Origin of the sequence: Virgibacillus sp. LDC1, from assembly GCF_025792345.1 — a bacterium.
GTDB classification, from domain to species: domain Bacteria; phylum Bacillota; class Bacilli; order Paenibacillales; family Paenibacillaceae; genus Paenibacillus_AQ; species Paenibacillus_AQ lautus.
Genome location: NZ_JAOXLZ010000001.1, coordinates 254889 through 277670, shown reverse-complemented (window position 1 = coordinate 277670; position 22782 = coordinate 254889). Strand labels below are relative to the sequence as shown.

General features: G+C 48.3%; 23 protein-coding genes and 1 other RNA gene. 5 read left to right on the top strand and 19 right to left on the bottom strand.

The features are described from left to right. Nucleotides 1-33 precede the first annotated feature (33 nt). Nucleotides 34-684, bottom strand: a complete 651-nt coding sequence (locus OHJ21_RS01265) for an RsfA family transcriptional regulator (RefSeq protein ID WP_100535941.1) — start codon at nt 682-684, stop codon at nt 34-36. 342 nt (nt 685-1026) lie between these two features. On the opposite strand from OHJ21_RS01265, the gene OHJ21_RS01260 reads away from it, so the two are divergent. After that, nucleotides 1027-1263, top strand: coding sequence for a DUF2626 domain-containing protein (locus OHJ21_RS01260; protein WP_006209059.1), 237 nt, complete (start codon nt 1027-1029; stop codon nt 1261-1263). A gap of 253 nt (nt 1264-1516) precedes the next feature. Then, nucleotides 1517-2629: a coiled-coil domain-containing protein gene (locus tag OHJ21_RS01255; RefSeq protein ID WP_100535940.1), complete on the top strand. Its 1113-nt coding sequence runs from the start codon at nt 1517-1519 to the stop codon at nt 2627-2629. 37 nt (nt 2630-2666) lie between these two features. Here OHJ21_RS01255 and OHJ21_RS01250 read toward each other — a convergent pair whose 3' ends face one another. Beyond that, nucleotides 2667-3920, bottom strand: a complete 1254-nt coding sequence (locus OHJ21_RS01250) for an extracellular solute-binding protein (protein ID WP_486019206.1) — start codon at nt 3918-3920, stop codon at nt 2667-2669. Between the two features lie 199 nt (nt 3921-4119). Beyond that, nucleotides 4120-5451 (bottom strand): PhoH family protein, encoded by a 1332-nt coding sequence (locus tag OHJ21_RS01245; protein WP_326112445.1) that lies wholly within the window; start codon nt 5449-5451, stop codon nt 4120-4122. 117 nt (nt 5452-5568) lie between these two features. Between OHJ21_RS01245 and OHJ21_RS01240 the strand changes: the two genes are divergently transcribed. Next, the gene (locus tag OHJ21_RS01240; RefSeq protein ID WP_486019205.1) at nt 5569-6231 is read left to right on the top strand and encodes a YhcN/YlaJ family sporulation lipoprotein; all 663 of its coding nucleotides are present in this window, start codon (nt 5569-5571) and stop codon (nt 6229-6231) included. Between the two features lie 83 nt (nt 6232-6314). On the opposite strand, the gene OHJ21_RS01235 is transcribed toward OHJ21_RS01240, so the two are convergent. The 6 genes from OHJ21_RS01235 to OHJ21_RS01210 all read right to left on the bottom strand — a co-directional run bounded on the left by OHJ21_RS01235 (nt 6315) and on the right by OHJ21_RS01210 (nt 11708). Further along, nucleotides 6315-6647, bottom strand: a complete 333-nt coding sequence (locus tag OHJ21_RS01235) for a hypothetical protein (RefSeq protein WP_486019204.1) — start codon at nt 6645-6647, stop codon at nt 6315-6317. 45 nt (nt 6648-6692) lie between these two features. Beyond that, entirely contained in the window at nt 6693-7799 is a 1107-nt protein-coding gene (locus tag OHJ21_RS01230; RefSeq protein ID WP_486019203.1) for an LCP family protein, read from the bottom strand. Between the two features lie 163 nt (nt 7800-7962). Beyond that, nucleotides 7963-8256 carry a YlaH-like family protein gene (locus OHJ21_RS01225; RefSeq protein WP_100535934.1) on the bottom strand — a complete coding sequence of 98 codons (294 nt, stop codon included), beginning with the start codon at nt 8254-8256 and terminating at the stop codon, nt 7963-7965. A gap of 39 nt (nt 8257-8295) precedes the next feature. Beyond that, entirely contained in the window at nt 8296-10137 is a 1842-nt protein-coding gene (gene typA / locus OHJ21_RS01220) for a translational GTPase TypA (protein WP_071222960.1), read from the bottom strand. Between the two features lie 152 nt (nt 10138-10289). Next, the gene (locus OHJ21_RS01215) at nt 10290-10802 is read right to left on the bottom strand and encodes a hypothetical protein (RefSeq protein WP_486019202.1); all 513 of its coding nucleotides are present in this window, start codon (nt 10800-10802) and stop codon (nt 10290-10292) included. A 243-nt stretch (nt 10803-11045) separates the two neighbouring features. Then, entirely contained in the window at nt 11046-11708 is a 663-nt protein-coding gene (locus tag OHJ21_RS01210) for a TerC family protein (RefSeq protein WP_100535932.1), read from the bottom strand. A 130-nt stretch (nt 11709-11838) separates the two neighbouring features. Here OHJ21_RS01210 and OHJ21_RS01205 point away from each other — a divergent pair, with 130 nt between their 5' ends. Next, nucleotides 11839-12531 (top strand): TerC family protein, encoded by a 693-nt coding sequence (locus OHJ21_RS01205; RefSeq protein WP_100535931.1) that lies wholly within the window; start codon nt 11839-11841, stop codon nt 12529-12531. 135 nt (nt 12532-12666) lie between these two features. On the opposite strand, the gene thiI is transcribed toward OHJ21_RS01205, so the two are convergent. From thiI to OHJ21_RS01175, 6 genes are all read right to left on the bottom strand, one after another. Continuing rightward, nucleotides 12667-13905 carry a tRNA uracil 4-sulfurtransferase ThiI gene (thiI, locus tag OHJ21_RS01200; protein WP_326094143.1) on the bottom strand — a complete coding sequence of 413 codons (1239 nt, stop codon included), beginning with the start codon at nt 13903-13905 and terminating at the stop codon, nt 12667-12669. Next, nucleotides 13905-15065, bottom strand: coding sequence for a cysteine desulfurase family protein (locus OHJ21_RS01195; protein WP_486019201.1), 1161 nt, complete (start codon nt 15063-15065; stop codon nt 13905-13907). The genes thiI and OHJ21_RS01195 overlap by 1 nt, the downstream gene beginning before the upstream one ends. 168 nt (nt 15066-15233) lie before the next feature. Next, entirely contained in the window at nt 15234-15920 is a 687-nt protein-coding gene (locus OHJ21_RS01190) for a lytic transglycosylase domain-containing protein (RefSeq protein WP_486019200.1), read from the bottom strand. Nucleotides 15921-16073: 153 nt separating this feature from the next. Beyond that, the gene (locus OHJ21_RS01185) at nt 16074-16436 is read right to left on the bottom strand and encodes a hypothetical protein (RefSeq protein WP_100535928.1); all 363 of its coding nucleotides are present in this window, start codon (nt 16434-16436) and stop codon (nt 16074-16076) included. 69 nt (nt 16437-16505) lie between these two features. Continuing rightward, nucleotides 16506-16730 (bottom strand): DUF1540 domain-containing protein, encoded by a 225-nt coding sequence (locus OHJ21_RS01180; protein WP_006209042.1) that lies wholly within the window; start codon nt 16728-16730, stop codon nt 16506-16508. A 136-nt stretch (nt 16731-16866) separates the two neighbouring features. After that, complete coding sequence (locus OHJ21_RS01175; RefSeq protein WP_006209041.1) at nt 16867-17373, bottom strand: YpuI family protein; 507 nt, start codon at nt 17371-17373, stop codon at nt 16867-16869. Nucleotides 17374-17626: 253 nt separating this feature from the next. On the opposite strand from OHJ21_RS01175, the gene OHJ21_RS01170 reads away from it, so the two are divergent. Then, nucleotides 17627-19558 (top strand): S8 family peptidase, encoded by a 1932-nt coding sequence (locus tag OHJ21_RS01170; RefSeq protein WP_486019199.1) that lies wholly within the window; start codon nt 17627-17629, stop codon nt 19556-19558. Nucleotides 19559-19635: 77 nt separating this feature from the next. Here the strand turns inward: OHJ21_RS01170 and OHJ21_RS01165 are convergent, their stop codons facing one another. The 4 genes from OHJ21_RS01165 to OHJ21_RS01150 form a co-directional block, all read right to left on the bottom strand. After that, entirely contained in the window at nt 19636-19881 is a 246-nt protein-coding gene (locus tag OHJ21_RS01165) for a hypothetical protein (RefSeq protein ID WP_243390606.1), read from the bottom strand. A 469-nt stretch (nt 19882-20350) separates the two neighbouring features. Continuing rightward, nucleotides 20351-20757, bottom strand: an RNA gene (gene rnpB / locus OHJ21_RS01160) — RNase P RNA component class A. Nucleotides 20758-20911: 154 nt separating this feature from the next. Beyond that, on the bottom strand, nt 20912-22027 hold the full coding sequence (locus OHJ21_RS01155) for a Nif3-like dinuclear metal center hexameric protein (protein WP_486019198.1): 1116 nt from the start codon (nt 22025-22027) through the stop codon (nt 20912-20914). Further along, the gene (locus tag OHJ21_RS01150) at nt 22003-22761 is read right to left on the bottom strand and encodes a tRNA (adenine(22)-N(1))-methyltransferase (RefSeq protein WP_326112453.1); all 759 of its coding nucleotides are present in this window, start codon (nt 22759-22761) and stop codon (nt 22003-22005) included. Before OHJ21_RS01150 ends, OHJ21_RS01155 begins: the two co-directional genes overlap by 25 nt. Nucleotides 22762-22782: the final 21 nt, after the last annotated feature.

Here is a 22782-nt window from a genome sequence, read left to right as displayed (position 1 = left end):
TGCGGGTTACGGCTAGAGCAAGATAACCATTACCTATTCAATTCGTTCCAGATTACCGTTTGCGTCCATTTTGAAGCGCGTCTTCAGTTCCTCGTCTTCTTCATTTAAGAAAGCAAGCCTGCGTGCCCGATCCATAATCTGAATCAGTGCCTTATAATCGTCATTGACCACATGATAGTCCGTTTTCACTTCGCTGACTTCCTTCAATAACCGTTGATTCTCACTGCGGAGCCTTGAAAGCTCTTCCTCTTTTTCACGCAAATTCTTCTCGAGCAATTTATACTGACGTGAACTTTCCTGAAGCCCGCCCTTCCACTGCCGAAGGAAACGGATAACGGCATCGATGGACAGTGTCTCTTCACTTGCACCATCATTCTTATAGACATCGTGCTCCAGTTCCTGAGCAGCCAAGCCGGCAACCTGCGGTCCGCTTACCGAAGGCTGTTTTTTATAATAACTTCTCTTTTGACGCTGAGATTTCGCCAAGCTGATAGCATCCTCATATTTCTTGCGAACGCAGCTATTCCAACGAAACCCACAAGCTGCCGATGTCCGGCCGATTCTTTCTCCCACTTCCTCAAAGGCAGCCAATTGGGTGCTGCCCTCACGAATATGACGAAGGGTCACCTCCGCCAATATCAGGTCGTCCTCTGCACTCCATGCATCCTGTCTCACTGCTGACATACCATAAAACCCTCCTAACGACATCCTAAAATAACCGTCTTCAATACCGTAAATCGGCTGCTGAATAGGGTATAAAAACTGCTTAATTCATTTCTATGCCTCTCATAGAGTTCATAGAATCTATTTGATACTAAAATGTATTTCCATTTTGGTTACAGATCATACTCTTACGAAGGGAAAAGGGAAGATTCGTCCAAATTTATTCTCGAATTCAATGCCTTGTTTCTGGTTAATAATAAAAAATAAAGGGTTTTCTCGAGTTAGGCGTTTACACGTTTTTCCCATAACGCTATAATGTTCATAGCAGCATTATGTGCGTACATACGAGAGGAGGATATAATCGTGGCACGGATGTTTCGAGTCCTTGGCTTTTTTACCCTGACCATCGGGTTGATGGCCTTTGCCGGAGATCATATTGAAATGGCACTGCTTTTCTTCCTGCAGACTGCATTTTTCGTGATCCTGGGATATTTGAAATTCACGGAGAGAACCTATATTCTTCTCTTCTGGGCTTATATGATCGTGACCTTCACAGGCTTTAGCTATTGGACGGTCTTCATTATGGGCAAACCACTCTAATAGGTAAACCATGCAAGCGATGCTTGAAATCCGCCGGCTCAACTTGGACAAACTGAGGAACGCTGGTGGTTTTTCCTTGCAATTAGAGAACGAGAGTACTTAAAAGAGCGATCAGGTGCTTTAGCTGCCGGATCGCTTTTTTAATGCCTAAAGGTTGATAATTGAGTCGTATACGTCATATATTGGTTAAAATGAAGGGACAAACAGCGGTTGGATTCCTTTCGACTAACAACCATTCAAGGAGGACTCCCGTTTGAATGTACGAGTAAAAAAACCTCTCCTCCCGGTCATGCTGTGTATAACCCTGTTGTTCTGCTTCATAGGGACGCCCGCTTCCGTATATTCCGAGCAGGAACTAAGCCCGGTTATGCCTGATTCGGAAGAGGCCCGCAAACTTCTGGAGGACAGCCTCTCCATCGTCGAGATTGATCATGAAATCGAACGGATAACCAAACGCATCGCCGAATTGCAGCTTCTCCAGAGCGAACTGCAAATCAAAATTCAGGATATGGGCTTGCGTATCGAAGACCGCCGCGATCGGGCGGGAGCTGTTCTTCGGTCTTATTACATGGGTGAACGGGATCATTTATTCTTCATGCTGTTGTCTGCAAAAGACGTAGCCGGTTTTTTCCGGGTCATGGACTTTTACGATATGATCATTCAAAACGACCGGGATACCCTTGCGGTATATAACAATCAGTACCGCTCACTTGCCTCCGCTCAGGCTGAAGCGGAACGCAATACAGCTCAGCTCGCCGAAGTGAAGGACAGCCTTGTCAAGCAGCGTGAACGGGTGCTGGCGCTTGAACAGCAGGTTAACGGAGCACTGACAGCCAGCGGCAACCCGGATGCTATGAAGAAGTTGATTGAGGAATTCACCCTCTACTGGGAGAACGTGGGGCTGTACGAAGTAAAGCGTCACTTCCAGGCTCTGGCTAGCGCCATGGAAAATCTGCCGCAATTCGTCCAAGGAAGCAAGAATATGTTGAAAACAAACGGCAAGGAGTACACCATCGATATCCATGAGGATGATCTCAACGCATTTTTAAGATCCGAAGATGAAATCTTTAACAGCTTTGCTTTCCATTTTGACAATGGAAAAGTAATAGCTTCAGGTGAGAGCGGAAATCTGTCGCTGCTGATTGAAGGAAAATACACCGTGATTAACGAACCGGAGAATGCCATCATGTTTCAAGTCGACAAACTTGTGTTCAATCGGCTGGAATTGCCTGACACCACACGCAAGGCGCTGCAGGAAGAATTCGACATGAACTTTTATCCTAAGCAGTTGGTGTCTTTCTTAAAAGCAACGCAGGTCTCCAGCCAAGAACAACGATTAGTGGTCAAAATGGAGCTGGATTTATAGAAAAAAGGCTGCCCCTCGCTGGGCAGCTTTTTTTCTTTCATGGTTGGGCAGGCTTGTACAATTCTCTATATTCTTCTATCGTGATTTCGCCATGCAGCAATCGATTCGCTGCTTCGCTGTACGTTTGAAAGCCTTCCGATTCGCCGAAATCCAAAGCTGCCGGCTCATTTCGAGAGAGCAGCACTTGGGCTGGAACGGCCGCTTTTTGCCAAATGCCCCGCTCACTTAGGTTGGTACCCGTGACATACAACTCAGAAATAACGGGAAGCGTTCCTGCCGCTCTGCTCCATTCGCGCTGCATTTCTTTGCCAGTCATATACGTAATCCATTTCATGGCAAGCGACGATGATTCCGTGTGTGCGGCTACCGCAAAACTTCGGGTTCGGACAACGGGCGTATCCAGTTGCGCCTTCCCCATCGCCAATGCAAGCGACACTCCATCCGTGTCCTGATCTGAAAAGCTCGAATACGGCTCAATCACCACGGCTGCTTCCGTCTTACCGGAGGTGGTCGACGCTTGGCCGTTATCCTCTGCATCCGTCGCGTCTTGCACGGATTCTGCCCGTGCTCCGTGATTGCGAATCAGCATATCAAGCACCTCATGATCCGGCTTGGAGGGATCGCCTTCGAGCAAATGAACCGCCGCACCGAACGCGTAAGGATCATTCCAATCAAATGAGAGGATAGGGCTTACCTTATTCAGCTTCAAATACTCCTGCCATGCCTGACGGCTCTCCGGCACTTTAAATGGTTCGCCGTCCTTCCCCTTGGTCTTCCAGGTCATAATATAGGGGTCTATATCAAACGGCATTCCCCATTGATATCCGTTCCACTGCAGCGGTGGCAGAAGGCCATTTAAGATGTCTTCACCCGGCATCGTGCCCTGAGAAGAATCAACGGGCAGTAAGCATCCATTCATTGCAAGCGCTTTAATAAAGTGTGAATCCGTTAATACAATATCAGGACCTTCACCAAGAGACATCTCGAGAAGAAACGACTCTTTGTGTGTTTCACTGATCTCCAGAGGCGTAATTTCAATCTCAGCACCGGTCTCTTCCATAAAACGCTCATTAAGAGCTTTTAGTTGTCTCAGTTCATCCGGGTTTAACTGAACACCGACCTTGATCGGACCCAGATCGGTCTCCGGCACCTCCGGCCTTTGCAACGGAGGATTAGGTTCATCCCCCGGGGGCTCTCGTCTAGTATGGTGAGTGAAGTCAAAGCTGGGAGATAAACTGGATAAAGACAACAGTAAAATGGCAAATAAGAACCAATACTTCTTCCGCTTCATATCCCATCTTCACTCCTTCAAATAGTCGCATGTCCTTATTTTACCAAACTTCTAGTGCTCTTGTCCTATCTTTTTTGTTAATAATCTAGTCCAGATTTTACTAATAACGCTAGGAAGGAAAAAAGACTGTCCTATGAATCTTGAACAGTCTTTATCCTGCAAGTTATTTTGCCGTAATCATTTCTCGGGAAATATATGATTATAACAAGTCTGCAGCCAGCTGAGCCAGCTTGGATCGTTCCCCTTTTGTCAGCGTAATATGCCCGCTCAGATTTTCCTGCTTGAAGCGTTCAACCACATAGGTCAACCCATTGCTCACAGCATCCAGGTAGGGATGGTCAATCTGCTCCGGGTCTCCCATCAGGATTACCTTACTCCCTTCTCCCGCCCGGGATACAATCGTCTTAACCTCATGACGGGATAAGTTTTGCGCCTCATCCACAATGATGAACTGACCTGGTATCGAGCGGCCCCGGATATAAGTCAGTGCTTCCACCTGGATGCTGCCGAGTCCCATCAATATTTTATCAATATCACCCGATTTTTTGGTGTCGAACAAATACTCCAGATTGTCATATATCGGCTGCATCCATGGTCTTAATTTCTCTTCCTTTTCGCCTGGCAAATAACCGATATCCTTCCCCATCGGAACAACCGGACGGGCAATCAGCAGTTTTTTGTATTTATGCTCATCCTCCACCTTGGAGAGGCCTGCTGCCAACGCCAACAAGGTTTTTCCCGTTCCGGCTTTCCCGGTAATGGTGACAAGCGGAATATCGTCATTCAGAAGAAGCTCAATCGCCATGCGCTGTTGGGCGTTACGGGCGCTGATGCCCCATACAGGTTCGTTGCTTAAATGGAGGGGCTCCAATCTAGTTGCATCCTCATTCACATGAAGGAGAGCTGACTTTCCTGTCCCCATCTCATCCTTCAGAATAACAAATTCATGCGGATAAAGCGGATAAGACAATTGAAGAGGTTTAATCGGCAAGTAACGATAGCTGTAAAATTCATCGATCACCGAAGGATGTACCTTTAATGTAGAGAATCCAGGATACAATTCACTTGGATCGGCTGTACGGTCCGATAAATAATCCTGTGTTGTGAGTCCAAGCACATCCGCTTTAATTCGAACAAGCACATCCTTGCTGACCAGAACGACGTGGCTTCCGTCCTCCTTCGGCTCCTCCTCCAATTTATAATTTAACGCGACAGCCAAAATTCGGTTGTCGTTGGATGCTTCGCTAAATAACTCCTGTACCTTGACGAAGCTGCGATGATTAAGCTCAACCTTCAATGTCCCGCCATTCTCCAGAAGAACCCCGTCATGAAGATGACCATGTTCTCTTAGCCCATCGAGCAATCGGGAGACCGTTCGGGCGTTGCGGCCGATTTCATCAGCATTTCGCTTCTTTGAGTCAATCTCTTCAAGAACCACCGCAGGAATGATGACTTCATGCTCCTCGAATGCATAGATCGACTGAGGATCATGCAGCAATACGTTCGTATCCAGCACAAATATTTTTTTCATCTTATCCCTCCACTGCTTCTTCATCAGGTACACACATAAACCTTTCCGTCCCGGACATAATAAGCGTAGCGACTGGAGTAATTTAGTGAACTCTACTACGAAAGGACAGATCAATCCATGAGAGCTGCTCTATCCATAATACTAGCGGTGTTGTTGCTCGCAGGCTGCGGGACCGCCAATCAGAATGCATCACCCTCTCCTCGTAATCAAACCAATGGAACTACTGCTAACAATGCTCCCAATATGAATGGGAACAGAGGTTATACCACTAACAATGTAGACGGTTGGGCTCCGGATAACGCGAATCCGGGACGAGTCGGCAACGCAAATGATAACAACGGACAAGTTGACGCTACAACCGCAAATCACCTAAAATCACTAGCCGAGAGTGTGCCCGGCGTAAAAAACGCGAACTGTGTTGTCATGGGAAATACGGCTGTTGTTGGACTTAATGTAGATGGAAATTTAGATCGGGCAGAAGTCGGAACCATTAAATACACAGTCGCAGAAGCCCTTCAATCCGATCCGGCAGGTGCCAATGCACTTGTTACGGCTGATTTAGACGTTACAAACCGGATTGCCGATCTTGGCCGGCATATTCAGGAAGGAAACCCCATTTCAGGACTTGCCAGTGAACTCGCTGACATCGTGGGCCGCATCATTCCTCAGCTGCCTAAAGATGTAACACCTCGAGATCGTAATGCACAAGATAACGGTGCACAAACGGTAAAGCCGAATAACCGAAGCAACGCACCAGCCAATCCACACCAGAATAAATAGACCCATGGTGAGCGTAAACCCGCCTATAAGCGGAAGACAAATCCGGTCATAACCCGAGTTTGTCCGTCACCCATCTCCAAATTTCATACAAAAAAAGCCCAGTGAAGCTCACTGGGCTTTTTTAAGGTCATAACAACGCCACTAGCGAGCATTTCTGCTTCGTCAGAGACATGACCCCTATCATATTCAGAGTTTTGTTGTCTGTTCGGTGTGAAATGGACACCCATGTCGAATGAACACGCCTGAGAAGACATGGAATCAGAAGGATGACATCTGAAAGGCTCCCATCCCCAAATGGAATCTGCTCGCACAAATGCATGGGCAAGGTAATCCGTCTGCCGATTACAGATCAATGGGTGTGTTGTATGCATCATAAGGTAGGACATGCCTTCGGCCTCCTGTACAATGATCTCCATCTGATACATTGTATTATAGCATACAATAAAACTTGCCTTCAATTGTCACGGAGTTGTTGCAGAATCCGCTTCTGTCCCCTGCCCGCCAGCGTTATGCTTGCCGGCAAGCTCGTCTTGCAGCGCTTGTTTGGCCGCGTCCAGCTCGCTTCTGCTTATATACACATAAGGACTCTTCCAATTGCCTGTGACCGGCATAAATTTGACGTCATCTTTTCCGATATCATAATAAGTCGCAAGCAAATTTCGGATCTGCTCCTGCTCGAAATCGGTGGTCATGTTATCGCTGACCGCATCCAGAGCATTGCCTACCTTCGCAACGCCCCCGAGCGATTTCATCTTATCGAGGAGGGAATGCAATACTTCGCTTTGGCGGGCATTACGCTCAAAATCGCTTGATTCCTTCGTTCTCGGCGAACAGCTGTCACTGGATTTACGGTAACGAACATAATCCAGCGCCTTCTTGCCATCCAGCTTCTGAGGACCCACAGTGAGGTTAATGTCGGTCTTGTCCGCAGTATCGCGGTAACACATATTGTATTGAACGTTAACATCCACTCCCCCGAAGGTGTCCACAACGTCACGGAATCCCTGGAAATCGATTACCGTTACATAGTCGATATTAACGCCAAGGTACTTGCTCATCATGACTTTCATTTCTTTTTCAGCCGGAATGCCGCTGCCCAGTTCCTTTTTCTCGGCAGCATTGTAGGCCGCTTTAAACCTTGGGTAATAAGCGTTCAGCTTCGTCGCTTTATATCCATCGAGTTCAATGAGCGTATCCCGCGGCAGAGAAACCAGCGTCGACGTATTGGTTTCCGGATGCATGGTGGCGACCATGACCACATCCGTCAAGTAAGTCCCCGTTTCCGGGCGATGATCCGTTCCCAAGAGAAGCACCGTGATCGGTTTTTCCTTAGCGGATTGCCCTGGAGCTACAGGTTTGTCGATCCCGCTTTTTTCAATGACCTCATTGCCCTTGATGTACAAGTATCCGGCATAACCTGCTGCAGCCAGAACTGCGATTAACAAGACGATCAGAATGAATTTAAAAAATGATTTCCATGCGCTTTTTTTCTTTTTTGGAACTGGCTGTTTCTTGCCCTTCCCCCCACTTTTGGCTCTCGGAGGGAGATTGGTATGAGTAGGATTCATATCATAACACCTGATTTCATTCAAATTAGATGAATGTCCGATAAACGCTTCAAATTTCGAAGCATTTACCGGACCATGGTTGACTTCTCTCTCTTATAAACGATGGGGACTGACAAAAAGTTGCCGTATTGTTGTTACCTGAGCTGCTAAAATTCTACAAAGCTTATGACTTCGGCTCGGCTTGAGCCTTCTTCTTCTGACGATCTTCAACAAAATATCGAATACGCACCATCAGCATCAATGCCACAGCTACTAACAAGCACTGGATAATCGGCAGCTTATCAATCTGAAACACAAGCAGTATCGCCGAACCCAAGGCCATCAAGATATACAGGAGAATCTCCTTCAACAGAGGGAGCTTCTGCTTCACCCGGAATACCTTGTTGTAAACGTAGGTGATCAGCACAAAAATCACGATATAAGAGATGAGTGGGTGCGCGGCAAACCATTCTTGCATGATAGGTTCACTCCTTTTGGACAAGTAGATCTCTATCTATTATAGATTTGCTTGCGCCATTTTACGATGTTTTTCTGCACGTTCGCGCTCACTCTTGTTCAAAATCTTCTTGCGAAGACGAACGGACTTCGGCGTAATCTCACAATACTCGTCATCGTTCAAGTATTCAAGTGCTTGCTCCAGTGAGAAAATAACCGGTGTTTTCAATTTAACCGTGTCGTCCTTCGTTGCCGAACGAACGTTGGTCAGTTGCTTCTCTTTACAAATATTAACGACGATATCGTTATCGCGGGTATGCTCCCCGACGATCATGCCTTCATAAATCTCAGTCCCCGGTTCCAGGAACAGGGTTCCGCGGTCTTCCACCGACATCATGCCATAGAACGTTGAAGATCCGTTCTCCGTGGAAACCAGCACGCCTTGGTGACGTCCACCCACTTGACCGCCGATAAGCGGACCGTAGCTGTCGAATGCGTGGTTCATAATGCCATAACCGCGTGTCAGCGTCAGGAAATGGGTACGGTAACCGATAAGTCCGCGAGCAGGAATCAGGAATTCCAAACGCACTTGTCCATTTCCGTTATTCACCATGTTCACCATTTCAGCCTTGCGTGTTCCGAGGCTTTCCATAACCGAACCCATGCTTTCTTCTGGTACATCGATCATAAGACGTTCGATCGGCTCCATTTTGACGCCATCAATTTCTCTAACGATAACTTCCGGCTTGGATACTTGAAGCTCATAGCCTTCACGACGCATATTCTCAATCAAAATACTGAGGTGAAGCTCACCACGTCCCGATACGATATAAGCATCAGGGCTGTCCGTCTCATCCACTCTCAAACTTACGTCCGTTTCCAGTTCTTTGAAGAGACGGTCACGCAGCTTACGGGATGTTACCCATTTGCCTTCGCGTCCGGCAAAAGGACTGTTGTTAACAAGGAACGTCATTTGCAGGGTTGGTTCATCAATTTTAAGGACAGGAAGTGCCTCCGGATGCTGTGGATCCGCAATGGTCTCTCCAATGTTGATGTCTTTGATCCCTGCGATAGCCACGATGTCGCCGGCGCCTGCTTCGGCAACCTCGATCCGCTTCAGTCCCTGGAAGCCGAACAGCTTCTCGATACGGGCATTCTTGGTGGAGCCGTCACGAAGCATAACGGTTACCGGTTGGCCTTGCTTAATTACACCGCGGTTCACGCGGCCGACGGCGATACGGCCCAGATATTCATTGTAATCCATCAAGGTAACGAGGAACTGGAGAGGCTCGTCCACTTTCTCAGTAGGGGAAGGGATATGGTCAATAATGGTTTCATAAAGAGCAAGCATGTTATCATCTTGCTTCTCTGGATCCATACTTGAAGTACCGTTTAAGGCTGATGCATATACAACGGGGAAGTCCAATTGGTCGTCATTCGCTCCAAGTTCAATGAACAGATCAAGCACTTCATCGATCACTTCTGCTGGGCGGGCGGCCGGACGGTCAATCTTGTTCACAACGACGATTGGAGTCAAGTTATGTGCAAGAGCTTTACCAAGCACAAACTTGGTCTGAGGCATACATCCTTCATAAGCGTCAACAACGAGCAGAACGCCGTCGACCATTTTCATAATACGCTCAACTTCACCACCGAAATCGGCGTGTCCAGGCGTATCTACAATGTTAATCAAGAAATCTTTATACGTAATAGCCGTATTCTTGGCTAGGATGGTAATTCCGCGTTCGCGCTCCAAATCATTGGAGTCCATCGCGCGTTCCTGCAGTGTCTCATGCTCCCGGAAAATACCGGACTGCTGCAGCAGTTGGTCTACAAGTGTTGTTTTGCCATGGTCAACGTGAGCAATAATGGCAATGTTGCGAATCTGATCTCTTGATTGCATAAATATATCTCAAATCCCTTCTGTTCGAATGAGCCACAAAGAAAGCGCCGGACGACATGCCGACGCTTCAACATACATCCTATAATATAGGTAAACGAGCGGGAAAATCAAGTCTTTTCAGAAAACTTCCAGCAACTTTTACCTCTTACCAATTACCAACCTCTGCTCCATTTATTATTGCGCCCGGAACGATTGCGGCCGAAGATCATCCAAATGCCCGCTGCGATCAAGATCAGGGCAATAATGTAGAACGCCCCAGTCTCCAGCCAGGTAAAGATGAAAATCAAAACGGAAAGCACCGTCAGTCCAAGCGCAACCGGCAGAACTGCGCCAGGTCGCGGGCTCTCGTACAGATAATATTCATACAAGCCGACAGCCACGCCAAGAATCAAGACAGGCCATAAAGAAGCCATCAGCCCCCATCCCCCAATATTACATATGAAGAACAGAAGGCCATATACCGTCAGAATTCCGCCTGGAATGAGAACTGCGGCAGAGGCACGGCGACCAAAAAACATGATATGCAAAAAAATACCCGGCAGCAGCAGGACGAGCGGCCATAACGTTCTTCCCAGAAATCCAAACACACCAAGCTTACCGAGCAAAATAACAACTCCAGCAGCAACGATGAAAATACCCAGCGCCAAATCTTTTCTGGAGGACATTTGATCACCCTCTCTTCAATATATGTATCACCAAAAATAGCGGTTTCTAAAAGAAGCAGTTACGTTAATTTTAGCCCAAACCGACAAAAAAAACCATATCCCGAGCTTGTTCCACTTGAAATAACCTTGGCCCGTCCCATATACCTGCCTGAACCCAACAAAAAATGGACAACTGCACGAAACAGTCATCCATCTTTCCACGCACTCCCTTACGCCAATGGGGTGTGTTTAAATAAAACCCCGTTACGTGCTAGGCCGTCTTACCGTCTGTAATCCGCCAATGAGAACGACAGCTCCTGCAATGACAATCGGCAGCAGACTGTGGGCATAAGGCATCCAGTAAGCCAGAAGCAGCCCTACGCGGGAATCCTGTATGAGCATTTCGCCTGCTGTAAAAGCTAGAATACCGGCACCTATGTAAAGCAGCACCGGAAACTTGCGAAGCAGGCTGGAGATCATTCCGCTTCCCCATACAACGATGGGAATGCTTAATAATATTCCGATGACAATTAAGGCGAGATCGCCTTTTGCCAGCCCCGCAATGGCCAAGACATTATCCAGGCTCATCACGAAATCGGCAATCAATATCGTATTGACTGCGGCCCATATCGTTGAAGCTTTGGCCAAGTTTGCATGGTCATGTTCCTTTTGCATCATGAGTTTGACTGCGATCCAGATCAACAGTAAGGCGCCGCCAGCCTGTAAGAAAGGGATTTTTAGCAGCAAAACCGCCAAAAAAGTCAGAATACACCGTAAGAGAACAGCCCCTGCAGTCCCGATCCAGACCGCCCGTCTGCGGTGTATTTCGGGAAGGTCTTTGCTGGCCATCGCGATGACCAAGGCATTGTCGCCACTGAGCACAAGATTGATCATCAAGATCTGTCCCAACAAAAAAATCGTCTCCACCAGAACAACACCCCCACTCTACACATATGTGGTAATTGTCCAGGCTATGCTTGCACATCGGGAAAAATAGGCCTATAATAAATCCACTTTGTTTAAGTGGTGGAACCGTATTCTAAGAGGAGTGACATTCATGGAAACCACAACCGCTGAATTTTTTCTTGCATTAATCAACATTGTATTCTTGGATCTAATCCTGGCCGGGGACAACGCCATTGTAATCGGTCTTGCAGCACGCAATCTTCCGAAGGAAACCCAGAAAAAAGCAATTATCTACGGCACTGCCGGAGCTGTTATTCTTCGTATCATTGCCACCATCCTCGTTGTCTGGCTGCTTAACATCCCTTGGCTGCTGCTTGTGGGAGGCGTACTCCTGATCGGCATTGCCTACAAGCTGATGACCGACGACAATGAAGATCACGGCAATATAAAGGCCGGCAAAAGCCTCGGTGCTGCCATTCGTACCATCATTGTAGCGGATGCCGCTATGGGCCTGGACAATGTCATTGCCGTCGCCGGCGCAGCCAAACACAATATGATCCTTGTAACGCTGGGCCTGCTCATCAGCGTACCTATCGTGGTATGGGGCAGCACGCTGTTTATCAAACTGATCAACCGTTTCCCATGGATTATCTATGTAGGTTCTGCGGTACTTGCGTACACGGCGTCCTCCATGATTACCGAGGAAAAGCACTTTCTGGGATATTTCGAAGCGCACCAGATCATTAAATATCTCTTCATTGCTGCCATCATTATCGGTGTGCTGACTGCAGGACATCTGAAAAAAAGATCCGCTGGACGCCGTCAGTCATCCAGCCAGTCATAATTTAAATCCATGAGTAGAACAAAACACCCCAAGGCTTCTGAGAAGCCTTGGGGTGTTTTAAGTTAGCAGATCATCGAACGGTGCACACTCGTTCGCTTCGCCGCAACATCATGTTGACCTTCGTTCGATACTCGATTAAAACCAGTCTTCGTTTACCACGGGCTCCGCATGCTTCTCGCCAAGCTCACCGATTGTACTATCCGGGGTTATGATCACGGTCTCCGTACCTTCAATCGCTGCCTGGATCCGTGCAGGAAGCTCCGTAATGGAAGCCTCCACCTTCTCGATGATCTTCAAATTCGGATTCGTGGTGGGCGATTTAGGCACAAACAACGTACAGCAATCCTCATACGGCAAAATCGATGTCTCGAATGTGCCGATGTCCATCGCGATATTGATGATGTCGTTCTTATCCATCATGACGAGCGGCCGCAGCAGCGGCAGCTCGGTAGCTCTGCCGATCACATTCATGCTCGGCAGCGTCTGACTGGCGACTTGTCCGAGACTGTCCCCCGTCACGATCGCCAATGCCCCTTCCCGCTCAGCAAGCGAGGAAGCAATCCGTAACATCGCTCTGCGCATAAACGTAATGATCAGATTATCCTGGCCGATGCCGACAAATGAAGTCTGTACATCGGTAAACGGAACGAGGTGCAGCTTGATTTTGCCCGTGTAGCCCGATAACAGCCTTGTTAACTCCATTACCTTTTCCTTCGCTAGTTGGCTGGTGTAAGGGAAGCTGTAGAAGTGTACACACTCAATTTCAAGCCCTCTGCGCATAGCCGACCAGCCCGCTACAGGACTGTCAATCCCGCCCGAGAGGAGCAGCATTGCCTTCCCATTCGTACCAATCGGGTACCCGCCGGCGCCGGGAATCACTTCATAATACAGATACGTCTCGTTCTCCCGAATTTCCACACGAAGCTCCATATCGGGCTGCTTTACCTTTACTTTAAGCTGGGGATAGGTTCGCAGCAATGGCGATCCGACTAAATGGTTCATCTCCTGCGAGGAGTGAGGGAATTGTTTCCACACCCTTCTCGCGTTGACTTTGAAGGTCGACGGGTCAGCTAGTTCCTTCTGTCCCACAAAATCAACCGCTGTTTCGATAATGCGGTCAAGCTCGGAAGGACATACGCGTACCGGACTGATGGACACAAGGCCAAATACTTTTTTAAGGACATGGATCAGAGCCTCGGGAGACTCCCCGTTAAGCTCGACGTACAAGCGGCCGTACTCCTTAACGATTTTTGCTCCCGGAAACGGTTTTAGCACGCTTCGAATATGATTCAATACCGATCTCTCGAATCGGTTGCGGTTTTTGCCTTTTAGGGTAAATTCGCCAAAGCGAAGCAACAGTTTATCGTAAGTCATCATCTCCGGTTACCCTCTCTTTCTATAATGGGACGCAGGTTCCCGCAAACTTTAGCCAAGACTTCGACGAGTCGCGCTGCATCGCCCAACTGATGCTCTTTGCCAAGACTGATGCGGATTCCGGAGGAAGCAACGTTCATGTCCTTCCCCATCGCTAACAGGACCCGGCTCGGTTCGCTTAATTTAGAGGAGCAAGCGGATTTGGTCGATACGAGCATCCCCATCTCTTCCAGAGCATGGACCATCACCTCGGGTTTTAATCCCGGATACGAAAAATGGATGATATGAGGTGCATTCTGCTCGCTGCTGTTTAAGACCAGTCCCGGAATTTTTTCGATGCCCTGAAGCAAAAGCTCCCTTAATTCCGTCATCCTTGCATAATGCTCGGGCTGACGTTCTCTGGATAATCGCATGGCCTTCGACATCGCTACTGCTCCGGCAACATTCTCCGTTCCTGCCCGGTGCCCATTCTCCTGCGATCCGCCCGATACCAACGGGAACAACTGCACGCCTTGCTTGACGTACAGCACGCCCATTCCTCTCGGACCGTTGAATTTATGTGCAGACAGGCTGTATAAGTCGGCCTGCCACTGGGAAAGTGTCACCGGCAGCTTGCCAAATCCCTGTACGCCATCGATATGGAGCAGCGTTCTTGAATTCCGCTCCTTGACGATACGCCCCACTTCAGTCAGCGGCTGAACGGCCCCTGTCTCATTATTGACATGCATGATGCTGACAAGCACGGTATCTTTGCGCACAGCATCCGCCAGGGCAGCCAGATCCACCACGCCGGCGTGATCAACCGGCAGATAGGTCACTTCCCATCCGAGTGTTTCCAGCTGCTTGCAGCATTCATATACGGAAGGATGCTCTGTCCCCGTTGTGATGATATGCCGGCCCCGGCTGCTATACTGCATCGCAGCCCCTTTTATCGCCATGTTATTGCCTTCGGTTGCCCCGGATGTGAATACGATCTCCGTCGGCTGAACGTCTAGCGCGGCTGCACACACCTCTCTTGCTTTTTTCAGCAGTTTAGCGGCAGCCTCGCCTGAACGATGAAGTGCTGACGGATTAGCATAATGCATCTTCATCACTTCCGCCATCGTCTCCACTACTTCATCATAGGGAGGGGTCGTTGCAGCGTGGTCCCAATATATCAAGGTAATTTCCCCTTTCCATCATACGCATCGCACGTTGTAAAACTTAGTCCAGACCTTTATATTTACACAAAAAGACCAAACGGTAAAGCCGCACTCCATCTTTAGATCGGACAAAGTGGCGTTTATCGTTTGATCCTTTATCAGGTTACTATTTATCCCCATGCGGGTTTATAAAGTGTATTTGGATCGAGCATTCATAACTTTACCAATGTATGCCTGGGTTTCCTCGGGTAATTCATGTGCGACGGACATCAGCTCTTCATCGCTGGAGACACCCAAATTCGCGATACGGGTTGGACCAGCATTATAGGCTGCGAGTACCATAGCCATTTCTCCGCCAAACCGCTGAATCAGATTGGACAGATATTTAGTACCGCCTTCGATGTTCTGAGCCGGATCAAAAGGGTTGCTTACCCCAAGTCCCCTTGCTGTTCCGTCCATCAGCTGCATCAGCCCCTTGGCTCCCGCGGAGGACACCGCATTCGGATTAAAGGAAGATTCCGCATCAATGACCGCTTTGATCAGCGATACCGGCACTCCGTATCGTTCCCCGGCCGCCGTAATTAAATCCTCAAAGGTCGTTGGCTTTGTTGCTCCCGTGTCATGCACGGCCCCCTCGATTGGTAAAGACGAAGCGGACTCATCCACAGCACCCAGCTGCTGCCATAACAGTCCATCCTTAAAGGTTACGCCAGGCGCAAGCTGTGTAATCGAACGTTCAACCGGCTTGGAGGCGGAATCTTCGGTAAGCAGGCTGCTTAGCACATTGACAAATCCGGTTGCCGACTCGGTGGAATTCGTATTCATCTGTGGTATATCCGTCATTTGCTTCCATGATATCGGATCTATTTGCATCGTTTAACTCACTTTCTGCAGCAAAATTTCAAACTTGTCCTTTATTTTATCATGGAACTGGAACAATCTGCTATACCCATTCGGCAAAAAAATAAGCGAATCAACCGTTCTCACTAGTTGACCCGCCCATATTTTTCATCATTACAAAATGAATTATCTACTGAAAGGAATCAAGATAAAATAACTGAGCGTTGCCAATATGCCGAGTCCGATCGACCACGCGCCTGTCGTTCTGCTGCCTTTGCTGTAAGCGTAATATCCAACAACGGCTGCGATTGGCCCCAGAATTACCGACCACATGAACAACGAGGCAATGCCTAATACCAAGCCCACATATCCGACGGTGCGACCCGTAGACACGTCTGCCTTATCCTCGTCTACTCTTCGTGCCGAGGCATCCATAGGGGGAGCAACCTCGGCTGCATATTCTTCACGGTGATCTTTGCGCGGGAAGTCTACCCTGTTTCGCTTGCCTTCAACAACCTTCATTTTATGCTTGCGATGTTTTTTATCCATAAACTAGCTTCCTCCATTTCCATCATCCTAAAGTGCCCAGCACCCGGACTTTATCCGGCTTATTTCCCGTCAGCCCTTCGGCTTGAAGGTCAAACAGCAGGTCTCGGAAGACTTGTCAGCAACATCCTGATGGTCGTCTACATAAGGCTCTGCTCCATACTCTTCATTGAGTTTCACATTCGCATGACGGTCAATTTCAATCATGATCATCTCGGCATGACATAAGTTTTGTTCTCCCCAGTAATGGCAATTGCTGACACTGCACTTCACTAATGGTTTGGCTTCGTTGGCCATTTTAGCATCACCTCGTCAACATTTTTTCCTTAGTTTACTGCCGGTATGCACAAGAACGATTGTCAGTTGGTGCCTAAGGAGCGAAACGCAAAAAGAGATGCCAATGGTTGGCATCTCTTACGTATTCCTTTATATGCTAGGCGTGGCTTTTCTCTGATTGCATCCGGCGTTCCGTTAAATAATCGCTTTCGTAGTAAGCAAGATCATCACGGAGCTCTTCATAAATCTTGGTAATGTTCATAATGACATCACGGGCAGGACGAACCGGCTTCTTCCGGAAACGAATCGCATCCTGTCCAGTATAGGCGTAACGACCATCTTCGGAATAACTTTCATTTTTGGGATAGAAGAAACTGTTAACACAGCGGTGATACAAATTATACAAAGCCTTCTCGGCAAAATCGATATCAAAATTAGGGCGACGCTGTACAACACCTAGCTTCTCATAGGAAACTTCAGAAAATACAAGCAAATGGCGAACATCCGACAGAAATCCTTTGTAAAAATGAACGGTTTCCTCGTCCTGTTCCGTTACCAATTGGGATAAAGCATGTTCATTCAAAAACGTTTCCATAATCGAAATAGCAGATTTCAACTTTTCTCTGGACTCTGAGCATAATTTCTGAAGATTGTCTGCTGGCATTACGATAGATCCCCCTTAAATGGTCGTGACCCTACAGGTTATACAGCCTGACGGTCGTTATAATATGTACTATCCTAACACAAATTTTGGGATAACGAAATCCCTATCATGAATACACTTACAAGGTTATTTTTAGCACATTTCATTTTGCGCATGCACATCCGTTTTCCTCACGAATTAAACGCATAAAAAGGATTCACTCTTCCCACGCTAAGACTACTTAAATCATGAAATGCGGCGAGGAGGAAAATTTGTGAAATCTCGTACTCTGTGGAGCATCCTAGGTGCCGCGTCAGTTCTTGGCGCGCTTCTGATCTTACTGTTCATCCCCGGCTCCAAACAGCCGGCTCCAACGGCTGAACCAACACAGCCTTTAAGGCCCCAGCAGGAGAACAAGGCCAAGCACTTTACCATGTTAAGCGATATCCATGCAACGGATCAACTCAACCGTCTTGATGCAAAAGGTCACCTGAGGAAGATGCTGAACAATAACGCTTTGCGCAGCCCGGGTCAAATAAAAGCCTATACGCAAAAAGAACAAAAGCTGCACAAGCATTTTCAGCAAGTACGGTGGTATAACCTTAAACAAAACAAAATGACGGATATCCAGGGTCTGCTTCCCAAAATGAACAAAAAAGATAAAAATCTGATTACGCATCATTTTCAAATGGCGCAGCAGAAGCTGAAACGGGGAGAAACTTATGATTCACCCAAGTTCAATGTCGCGGGGCAGCCTTATTTTGTTGTTGCCGAGCCGTCAAAGGATGGTAAATATGGCGCGGCCGCATTGGTTAATCAAGGCGTACTGCATGAAGTAAGCAATCACCAGAAGCGGAATCTTCGCTTGATTCCGTACCCGAAGGAAGGAAAATTCCAGGTCGAATCCATTCATGCGGATACCCTCTCCGACATCACCGTCAAAACCGGACATGATAATGAAAAAGCCAGTCACTTTTACGAAAATGAAATTGTGGTGTCCTTTCAAAATGAGCCGTCAAAGCAGCAGCTCCTCGATATCTCTAAGGAAATAGCGTGTGAAACTCCAAGGAAACTTGGCTATGCCTATGTTTTTCGTTCCAAGGATATGGATTACCTTAAACTCCGCTCCTATTTCCAGCAGAAGTGGAAAACCAAATATACCGAGCCTCACTATATCTATTTAACCAATGACCGCCCTCCTCAATCCAGGGTAAACTCGGATTCCTTACCGGATGGAGCCAACGCGCAGGTCAATATCCCGAATGATTTGCTGTTTTCCCAATATCAATGGAATTTGCCCGTCATTGAGACGAACCGGGGCTGGGATCTGTCCAAGGGCAGTGAAGATGTGATCATTGCCGTCGTGGATACGGGAGTGGATCTTCAGCATTCCGATTTGGATGGGCAGTTGGTGGAAGGGTACAACATCGTAGAGAAAGACAAGCAGCCGCTCGATGATGTGGGCCACGGGACGCATGTAGCCGGGATCATCGGTGCCCTTGTTAACAACGGTGAAGGCGTTGCGGGAGTTAGCTGGTACAACAAAATCATGCCGGTCAAGGCGCTTGACGGATCCGGATCCGGAACAACCTATGCCGTCGCGGAAGGCATTATTTGGGCCACGGATCACGGAGCCAAGGTGATCAATATGAGTCTCGGCAACTATGCGGACTCCCAGTTCCTGCATGATGCCGTGAAATATGCCTATGATCGCGATGTAGTCCTTGTTGCCGCCTCAGGTAATGACAACACGGAGCGCCCCGGTTATCCTGCCGCCTATCCGGAGGTGCTGGCCGTCGCCGCAACGGACTCCAATCAGAAGCGGGCGGAATATTCCAATTACGGCGACTACATCGATGTGGCTGCACCAGGGACCAATATCGCGAGCACCTTTCCAGGCAATCAATATGCGGCTCTATCCGGAACCTCCATGGCAAGCCCCCACGCAGCCGCCATGGCTGGTCTCATTCGTTCCCTTAACCCTGACCTGACCAATCAGGAAGTCATGGACGTCATGATAAACCAAGCAGTCGATCTTGGGGATAAAGGAAAAGATAAATATTACGGTCATGGTCAGATTGATATTTTCCAAGCCTTGAAAGCTGTTGGATCCCCCGACGTCCCTCTCCAGATGTGGCCAGGTCAAACGCTGCAGAATCTGGAGAAGGAGCTTCGCAAGTTAAACGGCTCAGGATCAAACGAATAAAATTCACGAAATAAAGCAGCTTTCGCCTCCAGCGTTAGCTGCTTTATTCATAATCGGAGGCAAAGAGCCCGTTACATTTATTTCTTCCGGCGGGAACGGCTAGTACGTACTGCAGCTTTCTTCGAACGCTTGCCGGATACCGTAACTCCGCCATAGCCTCCAGGGCCCTCTACAACTTCTTCTTCGCTGTAAGTGTACAGATGTTTTTCTACCGGTACGCAGTGAATCTTATCGACCACTTTTATCGGATGAATAACAGGCACGATTTGCGGTACATAATGGTCTCTAACAACAACGATCGGTTCGCATACAATCGGTGACACAGGAGGACATGGGTTTTCGTTATGACAAGACATGTTTTTTGCATCTCCTTTCCCTTGATGATTACAGCTTATTATCCCGGGGGCTATTTGGTATGGACGATTATCCTTAAAGGGCAGATGAACTCCCAATATTTTCACAAAACCATAAGAAAAACGTCTATCGACGTACATTCTCAGAAGACAGACCGCGGTTAGAGGAAGTTTTTCTTGCGATATCAGGAAGACCCAAGCTTCGATGTTTATACTTCCTGATATCTAAAAGAAAAACGTCTATCGACGTACTTTCTCAGAAGACAGACCGCGGGTAGAGGAAGTTTTTCTTGCGATATCAGGAAGACCCAAGCTTCGAAGTTTATACTTTCTGATATCTTGAAAAAAACGCGCATTTCCTTTACACACCTGACGAGGCATGTAAAGAAAATGCGCGTTTGTACCATTACGGTATTCGTAAAGCAATATGTTGTTCAGTTGGGAAAGCTTTCCGTAAGCCGGGTTCTGTGCTCTTCGTGGTCATAGCGGGAACTACCCTGCCACCATGAGCGACAATCATCTATCTAGGCCGATCATTACTAATCGACTCAAGCGACCAACCCGGACGCGCCTCGGGCTAAGGCTGTCTCCTCGAAGGAGACTGCGTCCCATTAGGTCTTGCTCCAGGTGGGGTTTACCAGGAACGAAGTCACCAGCGTTCCTCGGGGTCTCTTACACCTCGGTTCCATCCTTGCCTGTGCCGCCCTTAGGCGGCCATCGGCGGTCCATTTCTGTGGCACTATCCTTCAACTCGCGCTGACTGGACGTTATCCAGCACCCTGCCCTATGGAGCCCGGACTTTCCTCTCGCGGCTTTGACGCCGCCAGCGATTGTCTGTCAAACTTTCCGGACAACATTATATATTATACAGTGATTTGAAGCGGTACACAACCCATTAAACATTAACAATAGCTGATTAATTTCCCAGCATGGATGAGGTACTCTTCCTGGCCAACGGTGTCAAAAAGAGACTCTTTTCCTTGCCTCACGATTCTGTTCTTCAAACGAACTGGAACGGCTCTGTATTGATACGAGAAGCCACCACCCGGGTTTCGTACTTATGTTCCTGCAGCTTCTGCTCCATCCACTCGGCAACTTTGACCTTCATGATCTTCTCGGCATTATGACCCGGATCAATGATCGTAAGTCCCGCTGCGAGCGCATCCTGTGCCGTATGATAATCCACATCTCCCGTTACCAGCACATCGGCTCCACGGAACAGTGCTTTCATCATGTAGCGTCCTCCGGAACCCCCTATGACGGCCGCCTTGCGGATCGTGCGGTCGAGTTCTCCCACGACCCGAACATGAGGGACCTCCAGCTTCTCTTTTACCACGTCTACCAGCTCAGCCAACGTCTTAGGCTCTTTTAGCTTTCCAACCCGGCCAAGACCAAGGGATCTCCCCTTTAGGTCCATGGCATACAGATCATAAGCAACCTCTTCATAAGGATGTGCCTTTAGCATCGCCTGGATCACTTTATTTCGGATGGCATGAGGAACAATCGTCTCGATTCGAACCTCATTTGCACGTTCCATCTTGCCTTCCTGACCTTGAAAAGGGTTGCTGCCTTCTCGCGGGACAAAGGTGCCAAAGCCCTCGATGTTGAAGCTGCAGTGGCTGTAATTTCCGATCCAGCCTGCACCGGCGCCGAGCACGGCATCCAGCACCTCTTGATGATGGCTCTTCGGGACAAATACTACCAGCTTGGACAACTGTTCATTATGCATGTCATGAATAGGCGACGTATTCTCGATTCCCAAGGCCTCCGCCATCCAATCGTTCATCCCGCCTTCGGTTACGTCCAGATTGGTATGACTTATATATACCGCAATGTCGTGTTTGATCAGCTTTTCGTATACCTTGCCCATCGGCGTATCCGTCTGCAGTTGTTTCAGCGGACGGTATATAATCGCATGATGCGCGATAATCAGGTCAGCCCCAAGCTCAATGGCTTCATCCACCACTTCCTCATTAACATCCAATGCAATCAGCACCGTGCGAATGTCCTTTTGCAATGTTCCAAGCTGGAGTCCGATCCGGTCATCGGGTTCGGCCACGTGCTTCGGGGCCAATTGCTCCATATATTGAATTACGGTTTGTCCTTTGGCAAGCATGCCAGCACCTCCTGAATAAACTCGATATCCGATCGAATCTCACTCGCCTTATCGGCGGCCGTGGTGAGATCTGAACGCGAAAGCGATTGAAGAATATACCCCATCTTCTCCATCTCCGACTTCCATTTCTCACTGAAAACCGGATTCGGGGACTGTGTCAGCCAAGGTCCCATACGGAAAAGCCAGTCCGTAGATAACCGGACACCGTCTCCAATCGCCCTTTCCGTGTAAACCTGCTCATTCGTCAGGTCTGTTAAATGCAAAGGCTCGGCGACCAGCACTTCGTAAATTTTGCCGTCTTCCTCCAGGATCATTTCCTCGATCAGCACCCAGCCATGGGAATATAGCCATCTACGCAAGATATCTTCTCCCACATTCGGCTGCAGGACCAGCCTGCGGACGCCTGCCAGCTTATCGATGCCGCGGTCCAAAATCGCTGCAATCAAGCTGCCGCCCATACCGGCAATCGTAATGACGTCGGCCTCACCGGCTGAGAGTACGTTCAAACCGTCTCCTCTTCGCACGCTGATGACATCCGTCATCCCTGATTCGATGACCTGCTTGACGGCAGCATCATAAGGGCCGGGATTGACTTCACCGGCGATCGCTTGAATGGCTGCTCCGCTCTCTACGGCAGCCACAGGCAGCAGGGCATGGTCGGAACCGATATCTGCAAGTCGGCTGCCGCGCGGAATCTTCTCCAGTATTTGTGTTAATCTTCTTGATAATTTCACGGTCGACACACCTTACCATTC

Excerpts from the sequence above, each read along its gene's own strand:
- OHJ21_RS01175 (WP_006209041.1), bottom strand. The coding sequence starts at position 17,373 with ATGCCAGCAGACAATCTTCAGAAATTATGCTCAGAGTCCAGAGAAAAG.
- OHJ21_RS01185 (WP_100535928.1), bottom strand. The coding sequence starts at position 16,436 with ATGGATAAAAAACATCGCAAGCATAAAATGAAGGTTGTTGAAGGCAAG.
- OHJ21_RS01235 (WP_486019204.1), bottom strand. The coding sequence starts at position 6,647 with ATGGAGATCATTGTACAGGAGGCCGAAGGCATGTCCTACCTTATGATG.
- OHJ21_RS01240 (WP_486019205.1), top strand. The coding sequence starts at position 5,569 with ATGAGAGCTGCTCTATCCATAATACTAGCGGTGTTGTTGCTCGCAGGC.
- OHJ21_RS01180 (WP_006209042.1), bottom strand. The coding sequence starts at position 16,730 with ATGGCCAACGAAGCCAAACCATTAGTGAAGTGCAGTGTCAGCAATTGC.
- OHJ21_RS01245 (WP_326112445.1), bottom strand. The coding sequence starts at position 5,451 with ATGAAAAAAATATTTGTGCTGGATACGAACGTATTGCTGCATGATCCT.
- OHJ21_RS01190 (WP_486019200.1), bottom strand. The coding sequence starts at position 15,920 with ATGCAAATAGATCCGATATCATGGAAGCAAATGACGGATATACCACAG.
- typA (WP_071222960.1), bottom strand. The coding sequence starts at position 10,137 with ATGCAATCAAGAGATCAGATTCGCAACATTGCCATTATTGCTCACGTT.
- OHJ21_RS01215 (WP_486019202.1), bottom strand. The coding sequence starts at position 10,802 with ATGTCCTCCAGAAAAGATTTGGCGCTGGGTATTTTCATCGTTGCTGCT.
- OHJ21_RS01265 (WP_100535941.1), bottom strand. The coding sequence starts at position 684 with ATGTCAGCAGTGAGACAGGATGCATGGAGTGCAGAGGACGACCTGATA.
- OHJ21_RS01250 (WP_486019206.1), bottom strand. The coding sequence starts at position 3,920 with ATGAAGCGGAAGAAGTATTGGTTCTTATTTGCCATTTTACTGTTGTCT.
- thiI (WP_326094143.1), bottom strand. The coding sequence starts at position 13,905 with ATGACTTACGATAAACTGTTGCTTCGCTTTGGCGAATTTACCCTAAAA.
- OHJ21_RS01155 (WP_486019198.1), bottom strand. The coding sequence starts at position 22,027 with ATGCTTGCCAAAGGACAAACCGTAATTCAATATATGGAGCAATTGGCC.
- OHJ21_RS01225 (WP_100535934.1), bottom strand. The coding sequence starts at position 8,256 with ATGCAAGAATGGTTTGCCGCGCACCCACTCATCTCTTATATCGTGATT.
- OHJ21_RS01230 (WP_486019203.1), bottom strand. The coding sequence starts at position 7,799 with ATGAATCCTACTCATACCAATCTCCCTCCGAGAGCCAAAAGTGGGGGG.
- OHJ21_RS01205 (WP_100535931.1), top strand. The coding sequence starts at position 11,839 with ATGGAAACCACAACCGCTGAATTTTTTCTTGCATTAATCAACATTGTA.